Here is a 16,261-nt window from a genome sequence, read left to right on the forward strand (position 1 = left end):
ACCGCCGGGCCGCGCGGGACCGCTCAGAGCCAGGCCTGGACGAACAGCCGCACGGCCAGGCCGAGGCCCGCGACCGCGATGCCGATCCGGACCAGGCGGGCCGGGAGCCGCCGGGCCACGACCGGGCCGAGCCGCCCGCCGATGAGCAGACCCAGGGCCAGCGCGGGCACCGCGGCCCACGCGACGTCGCCGAAGACCGCGAAGCCGACCGCGGCGACCGCGTTCGCCGCCCAGGTCAGCACGTTCTTCAGCGCGTTGGCCCGCAGCAGGGTCGCGCCCGGCAGCGACAGCGTGAGCGCCAGCATCATCACCCCGGCCGCCGCGCCGAAGTACCCGGCGTAGACGGCGACACCGAACACGGCCACCGCGACGCCCGGCCCGGGCGGCCGCGGTTCGGCCGCGGGCCGGGGCGGGCGCAGGAGCAGCAGTGCCGCGACCGCGACCAGGAACGGCACGATCCGCTCGAAGCCACCGGCCGGGGTGAGCAGCAGCAGCCCGGCCCCGGCCGCGCCGCCGAGCAGCGCCGGGCCGATCCAGCAGCGCAGCTGCGGCCCGGCGCCGCGCAGCTCCGGGCGGGACCCGGCGACCGCGCCCGCCCCCTGGAACAGCATGCAGACGGTGTTGGTGATGTTCGCCGTCGTCGCGGGGAGCCCGACGGCCAGCAGCGCGGGGTAGGAGAACAGCGACGCGAGCCCGGCGACGGCGCCGACCAGGCCGGCCGCGACGCCGGCACCGAACAGCGTGAGCAGCTGCCACGGGGTCACGGGCGGAGCATGTCGTTGGCGATGCACAGGACCCTACCCGCCGCCCGGTGGGGGGCACGACCACGTCACAATGACGCCGATCGGCGCAGCGACCTGCGTCGGAACGGGGGTCACGGTGGTGGGTCCGCGCGAGGCCGGGGTGGGTGCCGCCCTGCTGCTCCTGCTCGCGGGCTGCGGCACCGCGGGCCCCGACGTCCCCGCCCCGCGCCCGCCCGTCCCGGCCCCCGCGGCCCCGGCACCCGTCGTCGCGATCCCGCCCCCGTCGAGCACCGCGTCCGCCCCGGCCGACGACGGCGGCCCGGCCGGTCCGTGCACCGGCGACACCCTCGACGTGTCCGCCACCGCACCCCGCACCGACGGCCCGGCCGCCGTCGCCGACCTGGTGTTCCGCAACACCGGCGGCGCCCCCTGCGTGCTCGACGGCTATCCCGGGGTCGCGTTCGTGGCGGGCAACGAGGGGACCCGCGTCGGGCCGCGGGCCGCGATCGACGGGCCCCGGGCGCGGGTGCGGCTGGCCCCGGGGGCCGTGGCCACGGCGCCGCTGCGGGTACGGGCGACCACGTCGTACCCGGAGGCGGACTGCGTCCCGGAGCAGGCGCGCGGGCTGCGGGTCGCCCCGCCCGGGGGCAGCGGCGGGACGTTCGTGCCGCGCCCCGGCCCGGTGTGCTCCGCGACCACCGAGCCGCCGCAGGCCACGGTGGGGTCGGTCGCCGCCCGGTAGCGCCTCCTCAGGCGGGGTCGGCGGTGTGCAGGGCGAACCACAGCTCGGCGCGGACGCCGGGGGAGTCGAGGTCGCGCTCCAGCAGTGCGGCGGCCCGGGTGATGCGGGCCCGCAGGGTGTGGCGGTGCACCCCGAGCCGGGACGCGGCCGGGTCCCACTGCCCGTGGTGGGCCAGCCACTCCCGCAGTGAGGCGACCAGGTCGCCGCGGCGCTCGGTGTCGTGGCGGACCAGCGGGGCCAGCACGGCGTCGGCGAAGGCGGTGGCGTCCTCGGGGCGCACCAGCGAGGCGAGCCCGCTGCCCGCGAGGTCGGCGAAGCGCAGCACCGCCCGGTCGCGGCGTTCGGCGGCGTCGAGCGCCCGGCCCGCCTCGCGCAGCGCGCGGCCCAGCTCACCGACCGGGGCCGGCGTCGACACCCCGGCCCGCACCCCGCGCACCCGTCCGGCGACCTCCAGCACCGCGGGCACCGACCCGGCACCGACGAGCGCGGCCACCTGCCCGTCGAGCTCGGCGTGGAAGGCGACCCCGGGGCCCCGTTCCAGGGCGTCGAGCAGGACGTCCGGCGGCGCACCGGTGGCCCGCCCGCCGAGCGCGACCGCGACCAGGTCCCCGCCGGGCAGCGGGCCCCAGGTCTCGGCGAGCACGTCCTCGGCGCCGCAGCCCGGCAGCGCGGCCAGCGCCCGCAGCACCGCGGTCCGCACCCGGCGCTCGGCCCGCCCGGCCGCGGCGCTGCGCGCGTGGGCCAGGGTCAGCACCGACACCGCGGACCCGATGAGCTGCCGGTCGACCGGGGTGAAGCGCCGGTCCCGCCCGACGACGAGCACCGCGGGCCCGATCAGACGCACCGGCTGGAGCACGACCTGCCCGTCCCCGACGGCGACGGTCACGCTGGACGGTCCGGGGTGGTCCCGCACCCGGTCGATCTCGGCGCGGAGCAGGACCGCGCGCCGGGCCGCCCCGGCGGGCGCGGAGCGGCGGACCCGGCCGTCGGTCCCGGAGATCAGCGCCCAGGCGTCGAGACGCTCGGTGAGCCGGTCGAGCACCCGGGCGGTGCCGGTGTCGGGGTCGTCCTCGCCCAGGGCGGCGGCGGTGAGCGCCCGCTGCGCCTCGTCGGTGCGGACGACCTCGGCGTAGCGGTCGGCGGCGCGGGCCTCGGCGACGGCCTTGGTCAGCGCCAGGAACGGGGTGCGCTCGGGGATCTCCAGCAGCGCCAGCCCGGCCCGCGCGCAGGCCTCGCGCAGCGCGGGGAGCAGGTCGTCGTGCCCCAGACCGCAGCCGAACCCGAGCCCGGCGAGGCCGTGCGCGACGAGCCGGTCCACGTAGCCGGCCGGGTCGGGCGCCGGTCCGAGGCCGGTGGTCAGCAGCAGCTCGTCGCCGTCGAGGTAGGGCGTCGGATCGGACAGTTCGCTCGAATGCACCCACGTGAGCGGTCGATCCTGATCCGCGGACGGACACGCGAGACGCAGTCCGAGACTGCGGCTCGCACACAGCGTGCGCAGCGTCAGCGCCATCGAACCCCCTGCCGGATCGGCGTGTACCGGACATCGAACTGGACAGTCCGGACACTACCGCCCCGGCGTGTTCCGGATCACGCTGTCCGGCACGGACCGCAGTCGTCGTCGGAAGGACAGCTTTGACCGCCACGCAGGAGACCGGTACCGCTGCGGCACCGTGGGTGGGAACCCGCATGCAGCGCAAGGAGGATCAGGCGCTGCTCACCGGCCGGGCCACCTGGACCGACGACATCGCCCCGCCCGGCACCCTGCACATGGTCCTCGTGCGCAGCCCACTGCCGCACGCCCGGATCGTCGCGATCGACACCGCCGCCGCGGCCGCCGTCCCGGGGGTCCGCGCGGTGCTCACCGCCGCCGACGTCGACGACGAGTTCCTCGCCGGCATCCCGTGCGGCTGGCCGGTCACCGAGGACATCCGCATCCCCGACCACCGCCCGCTCGCCCGCGACGAGGTCAACCACGTCGGCGACGGCGTCGCGGTCGTCCTGGCTACCAGCGCCGCGGCCGCCCGCGACGGCGCCGACCTCGTCGACGTCGAGTACGCCGAGCTGCCCGCCGTGGTCGACATGGCCGACGCCCTCGCCGACGGCGCCCCCGTCGTGCACGCCGAGATGGGCACCAACCACTGCTACACCTGGCCGCTGGCCACCGGCGACGTCGACACCGCCTTCGCCGACGCCGACGTCGTCGTCTCCGGGCGCTACCTGCAGCAGCGGGTCGTCCCCTCGCCGATGGAGCCGCGCGCGGTGGTGTGCGTGCCGGACCCGGTCGGCGCCGGGTTCACCGTCTACACCGCCACCCAGGTGCCGCACTTCGTGCGCGACATCCTCGCCGCGGTCACCGGCATCCCGGACACCCGGATCCGGGTCGTCGCCCCGGACGTCGGCGGCGGGTTCGGCGCGAAGCTCAACGTCTACGCCGAGGAGTTCCTCGCCCTCGTCCTCGCCCGCCGGCTGAGGACCCCGGTGAAGTGGACCGAGACCCGCTCGGAGCACCACCAGGCCACCACACACGGCCGCGGCCAGATCCAGGACGTCTCCGTCGCCGCCACCCGCGACGGGAAGATCCTCGGGATGAAGGTGGAGCTGCTCGCCGACATGGGCGCCTACCTGCAGCTGCTCACCCCGGGCATCGCCGTGTTCGGCGCGTTCACCTTCTGCGGGCTCTACGACTTCGGGCACTACTCGTTCACCGCGAAGGGCGTGTTCACCAACCTCACCCCGACCGACGCCTACCGCGGCGCCGGCCGCTCGGAGGCCGCCTACGGCCACGAGCGGATCATGGACGACCTGGCCCGCGAGCTCGGCATGGACGCCGCCGAGGTGCGGCTGCGCAACCTGCACCCCAAGTTCCTCGAGCCGCGCACGGTCCCGTCCGGGGTGCAGTACGACTCCGGGGACTACGAGACCTGCATGCGCCGGGCGATGGAGCTGGTCGGCTACGACGAGCTGCGCGCCGAGCAGGCCCGCCGCCGTTCCTCCTCGGACCCGGTGCAGATCGGGATCGGGTTCGGCAACTTCACCGAGTCCGGCGGGCTGTCGCCGTCAAAGGTCGCGGCCGGGGTCCGGCTGCAGTCCGGCGGCTGGGAGCAGGCCACCGTGCGCATGACGACCAGTGGCAAGGTCGAGGTCGTCACCGGCACCTCCCCGCACGGGCAGGGCCACGAGACCGCCTGGTCGCAGATCGTCGCCGACCGCCTCGGTGTGCACCCCGACGACGTCGAGGTCCTGCACGGCGACACCCTGGTCGCGCCGTTCGGGCGCGACACCTACGGCTCGCGCAGCCTCGCGGTCGGCGGCACCGCGGTGCACCTTGCCGCGGGCAAGGTGCTGGACAAGGCGATGCAGATCGCCGCGCACCTGCTGGAGGCCGACGAGAAGGACCTGGAGTTCACCGGGGGCCGGTTCTCGGTGGCGGGCACGGCCGGGCCGTCGATCACCATCCAGGAGGTGGCGGGCGCGGCGTCGCTGGCGAACGACCTTCCCGAGGGCATGGAGCCCAACCTGACCGCGGACTCGGCGTTCGACCCGCCGAACTTCACCTGGCCGTTCGGGACGCACGTGTGCGTCACCGAGGTCGACACCGAGACCGGGTTCACCCGGATCCGCCGCTACGTCGCCGTCGACGACTGCGGGGTCGTGGTGAACCCGACGATCGTCGAGGGGCAGCTGCACGGCGGCATCGCCCAGGGCATCGGGCAGGCCCTCTACGAGCACGCCACCTTCGACGAGGCCGGCAACCCGACGGCGGGCAACCTGGCGTCCTACGCCGTGCCCGCCGCGACCGACCTGCCGCACTTCGAGCTGGAGCAGCTGGTCACGCCGTCGCCGACGAACCCGATGGGGGTCAAGGGGATCGGCGAGTCCGGCGCGATCGGATCCTCGCCCGCCGTGGTGAACGCGGTGATCGACGCCGTCGCCCACCTCGGGGTGACCCACGTGGACATGCCCGCGACGCCGCAGGCGGTCTGGCGGGCGATCACCGCCGCGTCCGGCCAGACTGCCTGAACCCACCGGGAGGGAGACCGGGACATGGTGGACATCAACTGCGACATGGGCGAGTCGTACTCGATCTACCACTGCGGCGACGACGAGGGCCTCATGCCGTTCGTGACCGTCGCCAACGTGGCGTGCGGCTTCCACGCCTCCGACCCCCGGGTCATGACCCGGACCGTGGCGCTGGCGAAGCGGCACGGGGTGAAGGTCGGGGCGCACCCGTCGCTGCCCGACCGGGAGGGCTTCGGCCGCCGCGAGATGACGCTGGACCGCGAGGAGCTGACCGCGGGCGTCGTCTACCAGATCGGCGCGCTGGCGGGGTTCCTGCAAGCGCACGACATGGAGCTCAATCACGTCAAGGTGCACGGCTCGCTCTACGGCATGTCGGCCCGGGACCCGGAGGTGGCCGCCGCGATCGCCGACGCCGCGGACGTCTTCGGCGCCCCGCTGGTCGGCATGGTCGGCACCGTGCACGAGCAGGTCTGGGGTGACCGGCCCGCGGGGTTCGTCGCCGAGTACTACGCCGACCTCGACTACCGCGACGACGGCTCGCTGATCATCACCCGTGAGCACGAGGCGTTCGACCCGGTGCGTTCCGCGGAACGCGCCCTGCGCGCGGTCACCGAGGGGAAGGCGACCTCGGAGAACGGCAAGGAGCTCACCGTGCGCGCCGACTCGGTCTGCGTGCACTCCGACACCCCGAACGCCGTCGAGCTCGCCCGTGCCGTGCACGACGCGCTGAAGCCCCACCTGAGCAACTGAGAAGGAGTACCCGCAGTGCCCCGACACGAGGTCGTCTCCCCGATCCCCGGCGTGTTCTACCGCCGTCCCGACCCCGGCAGCCCGCCGTTCGCCGAGGACGGCGCCGCCGTCACCGACGACCAGGCGATCGGCCTGGTCGAGGTCATGAAGTCCTTCCACCAGATCCCGGCTGGCGCCACCGGCACCGTCGTCGAGTTCCTGGTCGGCGACGAGGACGAGGTGGACGCCGGCCAGCCCGTGGCGGTGGTGGAGACGGCATGAGGCTGCTCGTCGCGAACCGCGGCGAGATCGCCGTCCGGATCATCCGGGCCGCACGGGACCTGGGCATCGGCACCGTCGCAGTGCACTCGAAGGCCGACGCCGACGCCCTGCACGTGCGCCTGGCCGACACCGCGGTGGCGATCGGGCCCTCGCCCGCGTCGAAGTCCTACCTGGTCGCCGACGCGATCCTGGCCGCGGCGAAGGAGACCGGCGCCGACGCCGTCCACCCCGGCTACGGGTTCCTGTCCGAGCGGGCGTCGTTCGCCGCCGCCGTCGCCGGCGCGGGCCTGACCTTCGTCGGCCCGGACGCCGCGACGATCGAGCGGATGGGCGACAAGGTCGCCGCCCGGGAGGTCGCCCGCGCCGCCGGGGTCCCGACCGTGCCCGGCACCCCCGGCGGGGTCGCCGACGCCGACGCCGCGGTCGCCGCCGCGGAGGAGGTCGGCTACCCGGTGATGCTCAAGGCCGCCGCGGGCGGCGGGGGCCGGGGCATCCGGGTCGTCGCCGACGCCGACGCGCTGCGCACCGCGTTCGGGCAGGCCTCGACCGAGGCGGAGAAGGCGTTCGGCGACGGCACCATGTACCTGGAGCGGTTCGTCGAGCGCGCCCGGCACGTCGAGGTGCAGGTCCTCGGCGACGGCCGCGACGCCGTCCACCTGTTCGAGCGGGAGTGCTCGCTGCAGCGCCGCAGGCAGAAGGTCGTCGAGGAGGCGGTGTCGCCGGGGATCACCGGGGCGACCCGCGAGGCGATGACGACCGCGGCCGTCGCGCTGTGCCGCGAGGTCGGCTACACCTCGGCCGGCACCGTGGAGTTCCTCGTCGACGACGAGACGGGCGAGTTCTTCTTCATCGAGATGAACACCCGCATCCAGGTCGAGCACCCCACCACCGAGCTCGTCACCGGCATCGACCTGGTCGCCGAGCAGCTGCGCGTCGCCGCGGGGGAGCCGCTGCGGTTTACCCAGGACCGGATCTCCCGGCGCGGGCACGCGATCGAGTTCCGGGTCTGCGCGGAGGACCCGGAGCGGGACTTCCTGCCCCAGCCCGGTGGCGTCGGGCGGGTCACGCTGCCGTCCGGGCCGTGGGTGCGCTGCGACACCTGGCTGGAGCCCGACGGGACGGTCCCGCCGTACTACGACTCGCTGCTGGCGAAGGTCGTGGTGTGGGGTGCCGACCGGACCGAGGCGCTGGCCCGGTCCCGGCGCGCGCTCGACGAGTTCTCCGTCGCCGGGATCCCGACCACCGCCGGGCTGCTCCGCACCCTGGCCGGGGAACCGTGGGTCGCCGACGCCGACTTCCACACCGGGACCCTCGAACACTGGCTGGCCGAAGGGAAGGGGACCGCATGAGCGCCCGCTACAGCTGGGGCGGCGACGAGTTCGTGTTCGTCGAGCTGGCCGAGGAGATGAGCCTGCAGGCCAACTTCAAGGCCGTCGCGATCACCAACCTGGTCCGCTCCGAACGACCGGACGGCATCCTGGAGATCTGCCCGGCGAACGCGTCCTACCAGGTGCGCTACGACCCCGACGTGCTCGACCCGCACGCCCTGATGGCGCAGCTGAAGGAGCTGGAGACCCGGGTCGGCGACGCGCTCGGGGTCACCCTGGACTGCCGGGTCGTCGAGATCCCGGTGCTCTACCAGGACCCGTGGACCACCGAGACCCTGATGCGGTTCCGCGACCGCCACCAGGACCCCGAGGCCACCGACATCGAGTACGCGGCCCGCATCAACGGCTACGGCGGCGTGGACGAGTTCATCGCCGCGCACTCCGGCTCGCCCTGGTTCACCTCGATGGTCGGCTTCGTCGCCGGGCTGCCGTTCAAGTACCAGATGGTGCCCCGCGACCGGCAGATCGTGGTGCCGAAGTACCTGCGCCCGCGCACCGACACCCCCAAGCAGACCGTCGGCTACGGCGGCTGCTTCTCCTGCATCTACTCGGTGCGCGGCGCCGGGGGCTACCAGATGTTCGGCATCACCCCGGCGCCGATCTACGACCCGACCCAGACCAAGCCCGACTTCACCGAGCACATGGTGTTCATGCGGCCCGGGGACATGGTCAAGTTCCGCGGCATCGACCGCGACGAGTACGACCAGCTCCAGGCCGCCGCCGAGGCGGGGGAGTACCGGATCACCGCCCGGCCGGTGGCGTTCGACCTGCAACCGTTCCTCGACGACCCCGACGGCTACAACAAGCGCCTGCTGGAGGTGCTCGCGTGACACGCATCGAGGTCCGCAAGCCCGGGCTGTCCACCACCGTGCAGGACGGTGGCCGCTCCGGCTACTACCACCTGGGCATCCCGCCGTCGGGCGCGCTGGACCAGTACTCGCTGACCTGCGCGAACGCGCTGGTCGGGAACCCGGACGGCGCCGCCGCACTGGAGATCGTCTACATGGGCCCGGAGCTGCTGTTCACCGGCCCGGCGACGGTCGCGGTGGCCGGCGCGACGATCACGCCGACGGTCAACGGCGAGCCCCGCCCGGTGTGGGAGTCCTTCGACGTCGCCGAGGGCGACGTGCTGGCCTTCGACTACCTCAAGGCCGGCGCACGGGCCTACCTCGCGGTGTCCGGCGGGATCGACGTGCCGGAGAAGCTCGGCAGCCGCGCCACCTACGCGCTCGGCGCCCTGGGCGGGCTCGACGGCCGGCCGCTGGCCGAGGGCGACGTCCTGCCCGTCGGGTCCGGCACCGGCCGGGCCGGGCTCGTCGTGCCCGAGGACCTGCGGCCGTCGCTCGCGAAGGACGTCGAGGTCCGGGTCGTGATGGGGCTCTACGACCACCGGCTCACCGACCGCGGCCGCGCCACCTTCCTCGACACCACGTGGACGCTGACCCCGGTCGCGGACCGGATCGGGTTCCGCTACACCGGTGGCGAGCTGGAGACCGTCGACCGGGAGCCGCCGTTCGGGGCGGGCCAGGACCCGTCGAACATCGTCGACTCGCCCTACCCGATCGGCTCCATCCAGGTCCCGGGCGGTGTGGAGCCGATCGTGCTGCACCGGGACGCGGTGTCCGGCGGCGGCTACATGATGGTGGCGACGGTGATCTCCGGTGACCTCGACGTCGTCGCCCAGTCGGCGCCGCGCACCCGGACCCGGTTCGTGGCGGTCGACCTGGAGACGGCGCTGTCGCTGCGGGCCGAGCGGAAGGACCGGCTCGCGCGGATGCACAGCGCACTGGAGCGGTGACGCCGCTCCCGCTCACCCGTTCGGGCTGGCCCCGCAGCGCCGTCTGGTCCAGACTCGACGCTCGGTGACGCGAGGCGGTACCGGACGTGGGGGAGGACCGAGCGATGAGCGGCAGGCACCGGAGGACGGCGGGGGCCGGGCTGGTCAGGCGGGTCCTGGCCGTGACGGTCCCCGTGGTCGGGGCGATCGCACTCGCCGCGGCGGTCGTCGTCACCGTGACGCCGGGGGAGCAGCCCGTCGCGGGGCAGGGGGAGCAGACCGACCCCGGCCCGGCCGCGCCGCTCGCCGCCGGTCCCGCGGTGCCCGGCGGGGGCTCCCCGGCGCGGATGGCCGACCCGGCACCGCTCGCGCAGGCACCGGTGCGGGCGGCCGCCGACGCCGCGGCCGCCGCGCCCCGGAACCCCACTGCGGGATCGCCCCGGGAGCCGGGTGCGGCCACCGCCGGGACCGGCTCGGTCCGGTCCGGCGGGGGCGCCGCGCCGCGCTCCGCCGCAGGGCCGTCGACGACCGGCGGCGCGGACGTCCCCGCTCCGGCGGGCCCGGCCGGCGGCACGGCCGGTGACCGCACCGCGCCCGGCCCCCTCACTGTCGCGCCCAGCACGGGGACCGCGCCGGCACCCGGCCAGGTCACCGCTCCGGACGACACCGCCCCTGCCGACGACACCGCGCCGGGCGACGCCACCGCACCCGGCGACGCCACCGGCCCGGACCGGGACACCGGGCGGAGCTGGGACACCGGGTGGTCCGCCCCGTCCCGGCCGACGGTCCCGCGGCCGGTGGTACCCGCCCCGCGCGTGGCCATCCCGCCACAGGCCGCCCCCCGGTCCGCCGCGCCGCAGGACGAGGACCCGGCCGGCAGCGGTTCCTCCGGTGTCTCCCCGGGCACCGTCACACCGGCCGACCCGGACACCGGCGCCGCGGACGGGGCGCTGCTCCGGCTGCGCCTGCGGATCGCCGAGACCCCGCCCGTCGACGTCCGGGTGCCCGGACCCGCGCTGTCGCTGCTCGGGGGCTGAGCCCGGCCGCCCGTCCGGGCGGCGCGCAGTTCACCCCACCGGGACGGCCCGCGATGGCGACACACCCGTTCGGTGCATGGCCGTACCGCCGTCCGCCGGTGACGATCACCCCATGCGCACGGCGAGCGGCTCCACCACGTGATCGGCCGGCACCGGATGCCGGGCGAACCCGGCCCGGACCCGGCGGCGGTCGGGACCGAGGCGTGGCCGGGCTCCGCGGCCCGCTCCCGGGGCGCGACCGCGACGGCGCCCGCCGGCCCGTGGGACGCGCCACGACCGGTCGAGGGGCGGGCCCGGCCGTCGCGGGGCCGCCGGCGGCTCCGGGTCACCCTGGCCGGGGTCGTCCCGGTGGTGCTGGTCGCCGCGGTCACCGTCGCCGGTCTGCTCGGGACCGGGGTGCTCGGCGGGGTCGCTCCGGCGGACCAGCGGGTCGACGACCACGTCCCGGTACCGACCTTCGCCTCCGGCCCGACCGTCGACGACGCCTCGTCGATCCCGATGCCGTCGCGCTGGTACGGCTCGGGCACCGGGGTCGCGCCCACCACGGCACCGGTCGCGGCCCGCGAGACGCGCGCCGCCGCCGTCGCCGACGGGGCGGTACGGGCGGCCACGGCCCGCATCGCCGAGGACCGCCGGATCGCCGAGGAACGCCGGGCCGCCGAGGCCGCCGCCCGGGAGCGGCGGGCCGCCGAGCAGCGCGCGGAGCAGGACCGCGCCGCGCAGCGGGCCCGGGAGCAGGCCGACGCGCGCCGACGCGCCGCCATCCCCCCGACCGAGGCACCCACGACCCCGCCCGCCCCGACCACCACCCCGGCCCCGCCGACCGGCACCGCGCCCGACGACGCCCGGACCGCGTCCCCCACCCCGACCGGGGACACCCCGCGCACCGAGGGCGTCGTCTGCCGTGTCGTCCGCTTCGTGATCGTCCCCTGCTGACGCCCGGCCGGGCGATGCAGGTTTGAGCCCCTCCGGCTCCGGCTACCGACAGTGGAGGAGGCGATCACGATGAGCGGACGGCACCGACGTCCACGCACCACGCCCGGCCGCCTGGCCCTGCTCGGCACCGTCCCGCTGGTCGGCGGTGCCGGTCTGGCGGCCGCCCTCGCCGGTGGCGCCGACGGCACGGACCCGGCCCGGGACATCACCCCCACCGCCGCGGCCGCCGACGGCACGTCCGCGGACGCGACCGAACCCGTCGCGGTCCCCGGACGCGGCGAGATCGTGCTGGACGCCGTCGGCGGGGCCCGCGACGCCGCCACCCGGGCGGGCGACGCGCAGACCGCGGGCCGGGTCAGCACCGTGGCCGCCGAGCTGCGCGACCAGGCACGGTCCCGTGCCGACGCAGCCCGCGCCGCCGGGGACGCCGAGCTCGCCGCCTACCACCGCGACGAGGCGGCCCGGCAGGACCGGGTCGCGGACGCCTCGCGTCCCGTCGTCCCCGACGAGCCGACCGGCGACGACGACCTCACCGGCACCTCGCCGCTCTGCCGCGCCGCGGACGTCGTCCGGCTCGGCCCGCTCACCGCGACCGGGCCGCAGTGCGACGACGACCCGTGGATCGCCGGCCAGGTCGAGGACGCGATGCGCCGCGGCGGCCTCGACCGCCCCGTCGGCTGACCCGGCCTACGGCTCGAGCACCGTCAGCCCCAGCGCCGCGCAGATCGCGCCCGCCTGGGTGGGGGAGACGATCGGCCCCGCGCAGCTCGCGCGGGGTGTCCGGGGTGACCTCGCCGAGGTCGCAGCCCCGCAGGTCGGCGCCCTCGAGCCGGGTGGACCGCAGCACCGTGCTCCGCAGCCGGCACCGCTCGAACCGGATGTCGCGCAGGTCGGCGCCGGACAGGTCGGCCTCGGACAGGTCGCAGTCGGCGATCCGCAGACCGCGCATCGCGACGTCGCGCAGGTCCGCCAGCTGCAGCGAGCAGTCGTCCAGGACGAACGACGCCGTCAGCCCGCGCAGACCGCGCAGGACGGTGCCGATCATGCGGCAGCCGGTGAACCGGGTGTCGCCGAGGGTCGCCCCGGCCAGCCGGGCCCCGGACAGGTCGACCCCGCTGAGCACGGCGTCGGTCAGGTCCGCCTCGCGCAGGTCGGCCCCGGCCAGCGACGTCCCGGTGATCCGTGCCCGGTCCAGCCGCACACCGCGCAGGTCGGCCCCGGCGAGCGAGCCGCCCCGCAGGACCAGCCCGGCGAGGTCGGTCTCCCGCAGGTCGGTCTCGTCGAGGACGGCCGAGCCGACCTCCACGCCGTCCCGGGCCGCCGCGAGCAGGTCCTCCGCCGTCGTCACCGCCGTCACGGGCGACAGCGTGGCACGGTCAGGACGCGGCGGGTGCGTCCGGGCCCACCGGCAGGCAGCGCACCGGCTTCGCGTGGGCCGGGTCGAGCGCGTTGAGCACGTGCTGCAGCGTGACCGGGTCGAACGCGACGGCGACGTGCTCGGCGAGGTCGGTGGGGCAGCCGTCCTGCAGGACGATGTTGTGCGCGCCGTCGAGCAGGCCCGAGGTGTAGGGGACGACCAGCTCGTCGTAGCGGGTGAGGATCATCGTATAGTCGACGCCCTCGGCGCGGGGGCCGCCGTCGGAGTTCATGCGCTGCAGGAAGTCCGAGCCGTGCAGGAACTGACGGCAGGACGCGCACAGCGGGTCGAGGACGGTGCCGACGGCCGGGCCGAGGCCGAGCTGCTCGCCGGTGCGGTTGAGGAACGCCAGCCCGGCGGTGTTCGTGCCGTCCCAGAGCGGGGTGAGGCCGACGTAGCGCCGGACCTTGTCGGCGCCGCCGAGGAACCGGACGTAGTGGTTCGGCATCAGCGAACCCTCGGAGTGGCCGACGATGTCGACCTTCGCGGCACCGGTGGCCCCGCGCACCCGGTCGACGAACGCGGCGAGCTCGGCGGCGCTGTCCTCCATCGGGGCGAGCCCGCCGACCTGGGTCAGCGGCGGCGGGGCCAGGGGGTTGCGGCCGTAGGTCAGGGAGAACACGCAGTAACCGCGCTGGGCCAGCTGCGGGGCCATGTAGGCCCAGTTGTTCCCCTGGTTGGCCGAGAGGCCGTGGACGAGGACGACCGGCTCCGGGTGCGCCTCCGACGGCCGGCAGCCCCAGTCGTTCGACCCGGGCGGGGAGGGGTCCAGCAGGTCCTGCACCGACGCGACCTGCTCGGGCTCCGGTGCCGCCGCCTGGGCGGGCGGGACCAGCGCGAGGCCGACCGTGCACACCGCGACCGCGATCGAGACGACCGCCGCCCACCTGCGCCGGTCGTTGCCCTGTCCAGCCACCTGCCGCCTCCTCGGATGCCGTCGTCACGAGGATCAACGACGACGGTCACCGGAGGTTGCGCACCGTCACCGGACAGGGCCGTCCGGGGGAGGAGTGACTACTCCGTCCGATCCTGTCCGGTGCTGCCGTCCGGCTCGGTGGACCCGTCGTGCCGGGGGACCTGGTCCTGGCGGGGACGTCCGCCGCGGCGCATGTTCCCGTTGGTGGTCCGCCGGGTCGGGTCGACCAGGCGTTTCCACTTGGCCTGGGCCGCCTGACGGCTCGACAGCTGGGCCTGGACGGCGTCGGCCACCTCCTTCCAGGTCATCCCGCCGGCCCGCAGGGTGCGGATCAGGTCGCGCTCGTAGTAGTCGGCCAGCCGGCGCATCTCCTGCACCAGGGCGTACCAGGCGGCGGCCCCGTCGTGGGTGAGGACGCCGTCGGCCGCCCGCTCCTTCATCCCGTCCAGCTGTTCGGTGATGGACTCCCGCTTCTTCGCGATCGAGGGGTCGGCCCGTTCCAGCCAGCGCTGCGCTTCCTCGTACCTCATGATGTCAATGATTCATTGACGCGTACGCGCGGTCAACCGTTCCGCGACACCGGCGTGTCGCGGGGGAGCGGGCCACGACGACGGCCGCGGTGCCGGCGAACGGGGTACGCGCCGGCGACACCACGGGTGCTCCGGGGGCCGGTCGTCGCCGCAGGCTGCCCAGGAGGCGCTGGGAGCGCTCTGTACGGCCCTCTGCGGGCCGCCGCGGCGGGGGCGGACCATGCGGCGGCCACGCACGACCGAGCCGGTCCTGTGCCCGCTGAACCTCCCGGATGCGGCGGACGGTGCCGACCCCACGCCGGTCCGGTGGGCCAGGGGCGGGGCGACGCGAGGCGCACGCCCGGGCTTCGAGACCTGTTCGTGGTGAGGGTCCCGGGTCCCTGACGGAAGTGCGCCCTGTCCTTCTCTGGTCAATGTTTCATTGACGCGTTCTCGTAGTCACCGAAACGGCGACGACGAACCCGCCAAGACGCGGCGAGGCCAGCCCGGGGGAGCGGCCGTCAGGTCAGGGGGAGGCTGAAGCCGTCGTGGGTCCGGAGGAACCCGAGGCGCTCGTAGAACCGGTGGGCGTCGGTACGGGACCGGTCGGAGGTGAGCTGGACGAGCACCGCCCCACGTCGGCGGGCCTCGTCGACGGCGTACCGGACCATGGTCGCCCCGAGCCCGCCGCCGCGCCGGCCCGCGGCCACCCGGACGGCCTCGATCCGGGCCCGCAGGGCGCCGCGCCGGGCCAGGCCCGGCAACAGGGTGAGCTGCAGGGTCCCGACGACCGTGCCGTCGTCGTCGGCGACCAGGAGCAGGTGCCGCGGGTCGGCGTCGAGCTCGGCGAACGCGGCGAGGTAGGGCGCCAGGTCGTCCGGGGTCTCCCGGGTGGCGCCGAGCGGGTCGTCGGCCAGCAGCGCGACGACGGCGGGCACGTCACGGGCCGTGGCCCGGCGCAGGACGGGTTCGGGCACGGCGGGACCTCTCGACGCGGGACGGCGGGGGAGCGGGCTCCCCGAGTGTCCCGGAGTGATGTCGTGCGGCCGGGCTGGGAGTCCGCCGGGGTCAGCGGTCACCATGGCGGGCATGTCCCTCGACACCCGCGACCGGGCCGACGGCACCACCCCCGCCGCCGGCTCCGCTCCCGCACCGACCGGCGGCGACCCCGTCACGGTCTCGTTCACCCGTCGCGCCGACCCCGGCCACGCCGCGGAGATGACCGCCTGGATCCGCTCCGGCCTGCTCATGGCCGAGGGGTTCCCCGGCTTCCTCGGCGGCGGCTGGGTCCGCAGCCGGGACGGCTCCGACGAGTGGCACATGCTGGCCCGCTTCGACTCCCCGGAGTCGCTCGGGCGCTGGGAGGCCAGCCCGGAGCGCCGCTGGTGGCTCGGGTCCGCCCAGGGCCTGGCCGAGATGACCCGCGCCGAGCGCCGCACCGGGATCGAGGGCTGGTTCGACCAGCCGACCGCGGTGGAGACGGCGGGCCCGCCCCAGGTCACCCCGCCCCGCTGGAAGCAGGCGACGACGATCTGGCTCGTCTTCTTCCCGATGAACCTGCTGGCCACGGTGACCCTCGGCGCGCTGCTCGCGGACTGGCACGTCGTGCCGCGGCTGGCGGTCACGACGGTCGTCCTGACCCCGGTCATGGTGTACGTGATGCTGCCCTGGATCACCCGCGTGCTGGGGTGGTGGCTGCAGGGCCGCCGGTTCCGCGACCGGCACCACGTCCCGGTGGGCTGATCACCCCCGGGGGCTCCCCGGA

At 75.8% G+C, this 16,261-nt stretch carries 17 protein-coding genes; 11 read left to right on the top strand and 6 right to left on the bottom strand.

Features of this window, described 5'->3' with window-relative positions; translation table 11 throughout:
- Positions 1-23: 23 nt before the first annotated feature.
- Entirely contained in the window at positions 24-764 is a 741-nt protein-coding gene (locus KPL57_RS48055) for a sulfite exporter TauE/SafE family protein (protein WP_226357125.1), read from the bottom strand.
- Between the two features lie 115 nt (positions 765-879).
- On the opposite strand from KPL57_RS48055, the gene KPL57_RS48060 reads away from it, so the two are divergent.
- Positions 880-1,485, top strand: coding sequence for a DUF4232 domain-containing protein (locus KPL57_RS48060; RefSeq protein WP_226357126.1), 606 nt, complete (start codon positions 880-882; stop codon positions 1,483-1,485).
- A 7-nt stretch (positions 1,486-1,492) separates the two neighbouring features.
- Here KPL57_RS48060 and KPL57_RS48065 read toward each other — a convergent pair whose 3' ends face one another.
- On the bottom strand, positions 1,493-2,995 hold the full coding sequence (locus KPL57_RS48065) for a PucR family transcriptional regulator (RefSeq protein WP_226357127.1): 1,503 nt from the start codon (positions 2,993-2,995) through the stop codon (positions 1,493-1,495).
- A 122-nt stretch (positions 2,996-3,117) separates the two neighbouring features.
- Here KPL57_RS48065 and KPL57_RS48070 point away from each other — a divergent pair, with 122 nt between their 5' ends.
- From KPL57_RS48070 to KPL57_RS48110, 9 genes are all read left to right on the top strand, one after another.
- Entirely contained in the window at positions 3,118-5,505 is a 2,388-nt protein-coding gene (locus KPL57_RS48070) for a xanthine dehydrogenase family protein molybdopterin-binding subunit (protein ID WP_226357128.1), read from the top strand.
- Between the two features lie 24 nt (positions 5,506-5,529).
- Positions 5,530-6,255, top strand: a complete 726-nt coding sequence (pxpA, locus tag KPL57_RS48075; RefSeq protein ID WP_226357129.1) for a 5-oxoprolinase subunit PxpA — start codon at positions 5,530-5,532, stop codon at positions 6,253-6,255.
- A gap of 15 nt (positions 6,256-6,270) precedes the next feature.
- Positions 6,271-6,516 (top strand): acetyl-CoA carboxylase, encoded by a 246-nt coding sequence (locus tag KPL57_RS48080; RefSeq protein WP_020625095.1) that lies wholly within the window; start codon positions 6,271-6,273, stop codon positions 6,514-6,516.
- Complete coding sequence (locus KPL57_RS48085; RefSeq protein WP_226357130.1) at positions 6,513-7,865, top strand: acetyl/propionyl/methylcrotonyl-CoA carboxylase subunit alpha; 1,353 nt, start codon at positions 6,513-6,515, stop codon at positions 7,863-7,865. Before KPL57_RS48080 ends, KPL57_RS48085 begins: the two co-directional genes overlap by 4 nt.
- Positions 7,862-8,734: an allophanate hydrolase subunit 1 gene (locus tag KPL57_RS48090; RefSeq protein WP_226357131.1), complete on the top strand. Its 873-nt coding sequence runs from the start codon at positions 7,862-7,864 to the stop codon at positions 8,732-8,734. The genes KPL57_RS48085 and KPL57_RS48090 overlap by 4 nt, the downstream gene beginning before the upstream one ends.
- The gene (locus KPL57_RS48095; RefSeq protein WP_226357132.1) at positions 8,731-9,702 is read left to right on the top strand and encodes a biotin-dependent carboxyltransferase family protein; all 972 of its coding nucleotides are present in this window, start codon (positions 8,731-8,733) and stop codon (positions 9,700-9,702) included. Before KPL57_RS48090 ends, KPL57_RS48095 begins: the two co-directional genes overlap by 4 nt.
- A gap of 104 nt (positions 9,703-9,806) precedes the next feature.
- Positions 9,807-10,718, top strand: a complete 912-nt coding sequence (locus KPL57_RS48100; RefSeq protein ID WP_226357529.1) for a hypothetical protein — start codon at positions 9,807-9,809, stop codon at positions 10,716-10,718.
- Positions 10,719-10,856: 138 nt separating this feature from the next.
- On the top strand, positions 10,857-11,654 hold the full coding sequence (locus KPL57_RS48105) for a hypothetical protein (RefSeq protein ID WP_226357133.1): 798 nt from the start codon (positions 10,857-10,859) through the stop codon (positions 11,652-11,654).
- A 69-nt stretch (positions 11,655-11,723) separates the two neighbouring features.
- The gene (locus KPL57_RS48110) at positions 11,724-12,335 is read left to right on the top strand and encodes a hypothetical protein (protein WP_226357134.1); all 612 of its coding nucleotides are present in this window, start codon (positions 11,724-11,726) and stop codon (positions 12,333-12,335) included.
- Here KPL57_RS48110 and KPL57_RS48115 read toward each other — a convergent pair.
- The 4 genes from KPL57_RS48115 to KPL57_RS48130 all read right to left on the bottom strand — a co-directional run bounded on the left by KPL57_RS48115 (position 12,238) and on the right by KPL57_RS48130 (position 15,473).
- Entirely contained in the window at positions 12,238-13,011 is a 774-nt protein-coding gene (locus tag KPL57_RS48115) for a pentapeptide repeat-containing protein (RefSeq protein ID WP_226357135.1), read from the bottom strand. The genes KPL57_RS48110 and KPL57_RS48115 overlap by 98 nt on opposite strands.
- Before the next feature lie 19 nt (positions 13,012-13,030).
- Positions 13,031-13,987: a triacylglycerol lipase gene (locus tag KPL57_RS48120; RefSeq protein WP_226357136.1), complete on the bottom strand. Its 957-nt coding sequence runs from the start codon at positions 13,985-13,987 to the stop codon at positions 13,031-13,033.
- Positions 13,988-14,085: 98 nt separating this feature from the next.
- Positions 14,086-14,517 (bottom strand): hypothetical protein, encoded by a 432-nt coding sequence (locus KPL57_RS48125; RefSeq protein WP_226357137.1) that lies wholly within the window; start codon positions 14,515-14,517, stop codon positions 14,086-14,088.
- Positions 14,518-15,017: 500 nt separating this feature from the next.
- Positions 15,018-15,473 (bottom strand): GNAT family N-acetyltransferase, encoded by a 456-nt coding sequence (locus KPL57_RS48130; protein WP_226357138.1) that lies wholly within the window; start codon positions 15,471-15,473, stop codon positions 15,018-15,020.
- Between the two features lie 112 nt (positions 15,474-15,585).
- Here KPL57_RS48130 and KPL57_RS48135 point away from each other — a divergent pair, with 112 nt between their 5' ends.
- A complete protein-coding gene (locus KPL57_RS48135; protein WP_226357139.1) occupies positions 15,586-16,239 on the top strand; it encodes an antibiotic biosynthesis monooxygenase in 654 nt (217 codons plus the stop codon).
- Positions 16,240-16,261: the final 22 nt, after the last annotated feature.

It is taken from the genome of Pseudonocardia sp. ICBG601, from assembly GCF_020496245.1.

Bases quoted from the DNA above. Each gene is read 5' to 3' on its own strand.
- KPL57_RS48110 (WP_226357134.1), top strand. From the start codon at position 11,724: ATGAGCGGACGGCACCGACGTCCACGCACCACGCCCGGCCGCCTGGCC.
- pxpA (WP_226357129.1), top strand. From the start codon at position 5,530: ATGGTGGACATCAACTGCGACATGGGCGAGTCGTACTCGATCTACCAC.
- KPL57_RS48135 (WP_226357139.1), top strand. From the start codon at position 15,586: ATGTCCCTCGACACCCGCGACCGGGCCGACGGCACCACCCCCGCCGCC.
- KPL57_RS48100 (WP_226357529.1), top strand. From the start codon at position 9,807: ATGAGCGGCAGGCACCGGAGGACGGCGGGGGCCGGGCTGGTCAGGCGG.
- KPL57_RS48085 (WP_226357130.1), top strand. From the start codon at position 6,513: ATGAGGCTGCTCGTCGCGAACCGCGGCGAGATCGCCGTCCGGATCATC.
- KPL57_RS48125 (WP_226357137.1), bottom strand. From the start codon at position 14,517: ATGAGGTACGAGGAAGCGCAGCGCTGGCTGGAACGGGCCGACCCCTCG.
- KPL57_RS48090 (WP_226357131.1), top strand. From the start codon at position 7,862: ATGAGCGCCCGCTACAGCTGGGGCGGCGACGAGTTCGTGTTCGTCGAG.
- KPL57_RS48065 (WP_226357127.1), bottom strand. From the start codon at position 2,995: ATGGCGCTGACGCTGCGCACGCTGTGTGCGAGCCGCAGTCTCGGACTG.